Origin of the sequence: Butyrivibrio sp. LB2008 (assembly GCF_000621565.1) — a bacterium.
Lineage (GTDB): Bacteria > Bacillota > Clostridia > Lachnospirales > Lachnospiraceae > Butyrivibrio.
The window spans coordinates 1-4,551 of sequence record NZ_JHXZ01000033.1 but is presented as its reverse complement, the minus strand read 5'-3'; the positions used below and the strand labels follow the sequence as shown (position 1 = coordinate 4,551).

Annotated in this window: 6 protein-coding genes and 1 pseudogene; 1 reads left to right on the top strand and 6 read right to left on the bottom strand. The window is 37.5% G+C overall.

Annotation, left to right across the window (positions count from 1 at the left end):
* The 3 genes and pseudogenes from T356_RS19075 to T356_RS0109900 all read right to left on the bottom strand — a co-directional run.
* Positions 1–455: pseudogene (locus tag T356_RS19075) on the bottom strand (hypothetical protein); the annotation flags it as partial.
* Between the two features lie 561 nt (positions 456–1,016).
* Entirely contained in the window at positions 1,017–1,412 is a 396-nt protein-coding gene (locus T356_RS0109905) for a hypothetical protein (RefSeq protein ID WP_026514345.1), read from the bottom strand.
* A gap of 31 nt (positions 1,413–1,443) precedes the next feature.
* Positions 1,444–1,920 carry a hypothetical protein gene (locus tag T356_RS0109900; RefSeq protein WP_155839020.1) on the bottom strand — a complete coding sequence of 159 codons (477 nt, stop codon included), beginning with the start codon at positions 1,918–1,920 and terminating at the stop codon, positions 1,444–1,446.
* Between the two features lie 19 nt (positions 1,921–1,939).
* On the opposite strand from T356_RS0109900, the gene T356_RS0109895 reads away from it, so the two are divergent.
* Complete coding sequence (locus T356_RS0109895; protein WP_026514343.1) at positions 1,940–2,227, top strand: hypothetical protein; 288 nt, start codon at positions 1,940–1,942, stop codon at positions 2,225–2,227.
* Positions 2,228–2,382: 155 nt separating this feature from the next.
* On the opposite strand, the gene T356_RS0109890 is transcribed toward T356_RS0109895, so the two are convergent.
* The 3 genes from T356_RS0109890 to T356_RS19070 form a co-directional block, all read right to left on the bottom strand.
* Positions 2,383–2,568 (bottom strand): hypothetical protein, encoded by a 186-nt coding sequence (locus tag T356_RS0109890; RefSeq protein WP_026514342.1) that lies wholly within the window; start codon positions 2,566–2,568, stop codon positions 2,383–2,385.
* A 21-nt stretch (positions 2,569–2,589) separates the two neighbouring features.
* A complete protein-coding gene (locus tag T356_RS0109885) occupies positions 2,590–3,000 on the bottom strand; it encodes a hypothetical protein (RefSeq protein ID WP_026514341.1) in 411 nt (136 codons plus the stop codon).
* Positions 3,001–3,054: 54 nt separating this feature from the next.
* On the bottom strand, positions 3,055–4,551 hold a 1,497-nt coding region (locus T356_RS19070), incomplete at its 5' end, for an RHS repeat-associated core domain-containing protein (protein WP_035780937.1).

The window sequence follows — 4,551 nt, the reverse complement described above, 5'->3', positions numbered from 1 at the left end:
GTACTTGTCATTGATGCAAGGTTTCCACCCGGCATATATGTGTAAGCCTGACTTACTCCGTTAGCGAAGTTCTTGCTTACAAGGCGTCCAATCTCGTCATAAGCATAGGTTGTCTCTTCGCCGTTTCCTATGATGCTCTTTAACTGAAGCTTGTCATCATAGTTATAGATTACTTCCCTTCCGTCAGCATAGACAAGCTTTGTTCTTTCTCCTGTAGCACCGTACTCATATGCTACTGTCCTGTTCTTAAAGTCTGTTACCTTTGTAAGGCGTCCTAAGATATCATTCTCAAGGATTGTCTTTCCATACCAGTCATTTATCTGATCCAGCTGATTGAGTGCATTATAAGAGAATGCAACACTTCTTCCGTCAGCATATCCTACCTTTGTCACTGCACCTGCATTGTTGTACTCATATGTAGTAGCATAATTATCAATAGTAGTATTGTTTTTCATTAATCCCGTTTTCATTCAGCCAACTTTTGGCAGACTGATTTTCGGGGCGTTCGTACAGCCCACTGGGCTGTACGAACATCATGTGTGATTTGAAGCCTATCCCTGAATATCGACTTCGAGGTGCCTTCCCTCATCTCCAGTACAGCACCACTAGTAATCATCGAATAATACCTCGGTGTTCAAGACACACTTTGACGCTTACGATAAAACTCTCGCACCAACAAAAAAGAGCTTGCCGCTCTAACTGACTCTCATAAACCTTGTCGCATACCCGAAGTTTAATTATCCTATAAATTACTCAATCATAATAAAGATATATCCCCTGCTATCGCATGAATAGTAGTTTTATCTATTCATATAATATATCATTAATAAAATCAAAAAAATAAGAGCGATATTCTGCGGAATATAAAAGGAGAGATTTTTTTTAGTCCATTTTTCTTGGAAAGTTTTAATGCACAATAAATTTGTACTGAAATATTTGTAATAATTGCACATATAACCAAAACTAATACTTTAATTTTCATTTTTCATTATTCTCACTATATAATTTATTATTTTTCAATGGCATATTTCTGAAAATTTTGTATGCGGAAGATATTTGATTGTTACACTACAACCTTCACTATATCCGCAGTCTTGTAATAATGTATACCATTTCCCATCAATCCTTATTGCTCCCTTACCATTTTCTGTTATAGCTCCTGTTTTTGTAATATAATCGCCTTTAATAACATATGGCAAATCGCTTGCAAACCTTATAGCATAAAATAAAAATAATATTGGTATACCATATATTAATGTTTTTTCTATAACTGCAACCCACATTAAAGCGGAATATGGCGATCTTTGACTGGGATTTTTTGTATATCTTATAGCCCAAATCACAGAAACAACTGCCCCTATCACAAACATAGTCAATAAGATATAATACCTAAATATTATTTGTCGATTCATAATATTGTTCTCCTTTCCACTTGTCCATAATTTAGCCTTCACATAGGTCCATAGCTTGGGAATGTGTATCCCACATCGCATTAGTTATAATGCTCGTAAGCGTTGCTCCATATCCAAAAACCAAACCTGCAAAATTTGAATTTCCCAAAGCTGTAACTGGTCCGCATAATATCGCTTGACTAAAACCAGATGTTACTGCACGTCCTAAAATATCTGTAAATGACCGCTTACTTCCATCCATGTAATCAAATATATCTGAAGAAAGACTTCCGCTAAAGCCTCCCGCAAATTGCGAAATGAATGCTTTCCCAGGCAACTTAACTTCATTTAATGTACTTGAAACCGCTCCATTAATTGCACCACTAAATATTCCATTCCATGCACTTCCACCAGTAATCTTCGAAGCTGTATAGCCTTGTACTGCACCAATCACAGTAGAAGGTAAAACCGCTGCTGCTCCTATATCTGTTGCAACAGCAGTTGGTAGAGCACACCCAACAGAAACCACTGATGATGCTTACACAACCATGCATACTGCCAAACTTGATGTAGAAGAACTAATAAATGAGCCTTATGAAGCGACTTTATATGCGCTTGATGACTCGTACAAGCTAATCTTTGGGCATTGCCATGATGGATTCTATCTATGCATCCCCGACAAAAAAGTTAGCTGCACTCTGGAATCGCTTAATGATGTTGAAGAAATAAGTTATGAACTTCTTCATCCATACGAGACACTGTGCTTTGAAGATGCAATTGCTATCTCATTTGCGCTTAATGAACTTTATAAGATTATCAAGGTACAAAGGACTTAAGGTCCTATATCAAAAACGATGGTGACGGGTGGCTTTAGCTGCCCATGAGCCATCAGGAACTGTTGACAACAACCTGAGCAGTCTCGTGTCAGTTAGTGAGATCTGCTCGGGGACAAACTAAAAGGTCTTTAACAGGATGTCATGTGCAAGCTGTCTTAACTCGTAATCCATACATAGGCCACCAAAAATGCAACCGTAAACATTGAAATCATTATTCTTGATATAACTTCATTTCTCGTCTTAGGCTGATCTTTAAGCTTAACAATACATAAAATAACAAAAAACATTTCAACACTAATCACAATTCCGCCTATTAGAGAAAAAAATATTTTTCTATCCATTTATCCCTCACATTCTCTTTGTCAGTAAATTATCTCAACAATAGGTGCATTCTTCGTAAACGGTAAATAAAACACCTTTACTTTGGCTCCTACATATAAATTTGTAGTAATTGTCGTATAGTTATCCGCTCCATCTATATCTATAGAAGTATCATACACACATGTGATTGTTCCCTCTTTAACATGATAATTATTTCCTAATACATATGGAAGGTCTAATAAATAAGGAAGGAAAAATATTGCCGCTATAATTGTTATTCCGTAATCACCAAAAACCTTTAACGGTTTATACCATTTTTCCTTAGCAAAAACAGAATCTTCTCTTTTTTCATTTCTAGTCTTAAATGCCTTTACAGACAATTTTCCAAAAATACATAAACCAATAAAAGCTATTACAAAACAAAACCAATACTCTGCGATTACTTTATTCATTATGTTCTCCTATATAATTAGCTAATCAATTATTCATTTACCATTTTTCTCAGATTACCCCTCTCCACAAGCACTCTCATTATCTATATTAGTAGTACTTACAGGAAAGAAATTACTAGTGGCCGCTTGTATCAATGTCACACCCATCCCAAAAACTAATCCAGCAATATTTGATGGAAGCACTTCCGCAACTGGATTAGCTATCAGTTTCGTTGCGCCATCTGAAATCGTTCCAGTTACAGCAGCCTGTATAAAACCTGCCAAAAGAGCTCTTTTTATTACCGCTTTTCCATTCCATGGTTGCGGATTATCCCAATGATCAAAAGCATCCGAAGTAAGACTTCCTACCGCTCCACCTATAAAATTACCTATATATGGATTTCCCGTAGCTACAGTGACAGCCATAGAAATTGATGCATTTATTGCACCGCTTAATGCACCATTTAAAGCATTTCCACCTGTTACTGCTGATCCAATCGCCCCCTGAGCCGCGCCTATTCCCGCTGTCACTCCTGTTGTTCCTAATGCCACAGCAGTTAAATTTGCTCCAGACAGTCCTATTGCTGCCGCAGTTTCAGCTGCTACAGCTGAAGCACCTACAAACCCTAAGCCTAGTGCACCTCCCACAAGAGCGCCTTTTCCTGCATTTTTCGCAACTTTTTTCCAATTAATCTCTTCACCCTTAACAAGAGATGATACAACAGTCGCTCCGCCGCCTACCAAAGCTCCTATGCCTACTCCTATAGCTGCAGTAGCTAATAATGGGCATTTACCATCAATATCAATATACTCTATAGGATTCTGTCTACAATATTCGAAGTGATTTTGAGATTCCGGATTATCAATAAATCCCTTTATCTGATCTTCACCTAAAAATCTTCCATTATCAGCACTATAAAATCTTGCCTGCGCAAACTTAAGACCAGATACCTCATCTTCCTGGTATCCTGTAAATGCAAACGGCTGAATGATATTACCATTTGTCGTGTATGCATGCTTATGATTCTTATCTCTTCTTTTTCCTGTAAACGGATCGATGTTTCTACCAAAGTCATCAAATGCATATGCACTTACAACAGCTCCGTCTGTGCCTGTCATATACATAGGTGAGCCAAGTTCATCCTGGAGGTAATATAAGTTATTTCCGGCTTTTGACATTGAGATCACGTTGTTATCATAGACAAAGCTCTCTGTCTCGCCATTTACTGTTCGTTCAAGAAGGTTATAGTAATCTCTTGAAAGATCGCAAAGATACTCAATTCTTTCTTCAGGTTTTACTGATGCCACTCTGAATCCAAGTCCGTTGTAGAAGTTTTCAAGTTCTCCCTTATCCTTATCAACTACCTTTGAGAGCATATTTGTAGCATCAAAAGTAAAAGCCTTCTGCAAGAGACCGTTTATGAACTCTTTTGTCTGGTTTCCTCTCTTATCGTAGTCGTAGGTCTTAAGGATTGCCTGGGAGTTATTGAGCTCTTTGGCTTCTACAAGTCTGTCAAGAACATCATATGTGTAAGATGTCTTTACATCAGTCTCAGACATGCTTGTTCTGTT

Coding starts and splice junctions, on each gene's coding strand:
- T356_RS0109885 (WP_026514341.1), bottom strand. CDS start 3,000: ATGAATAAAGTAATCGCAGAGTATTGGTTTTGTTTTGTAATAGCTTTT.
- T356_RS0109905 (WP_026514345.1), bottom strand. CDS start 1,412: ATGAATCGACAAATAATATTTAGGTATTATATCTTATTGACTATGTTT.
- T356_RS0109895 (WP_026514343.1), top strand. CDS start 1,940: ATGCATACTGCCAAACTTGATGTAGAAGAACTAATAAATGAGCCTTAT.
- T356_RS0109890 (WP_026514342.1), bottom strand. CDS start 2,568: ATGGATAGAAAAATATTTTTTTCTCTAATAGGCGGAATTGTGATTAGT.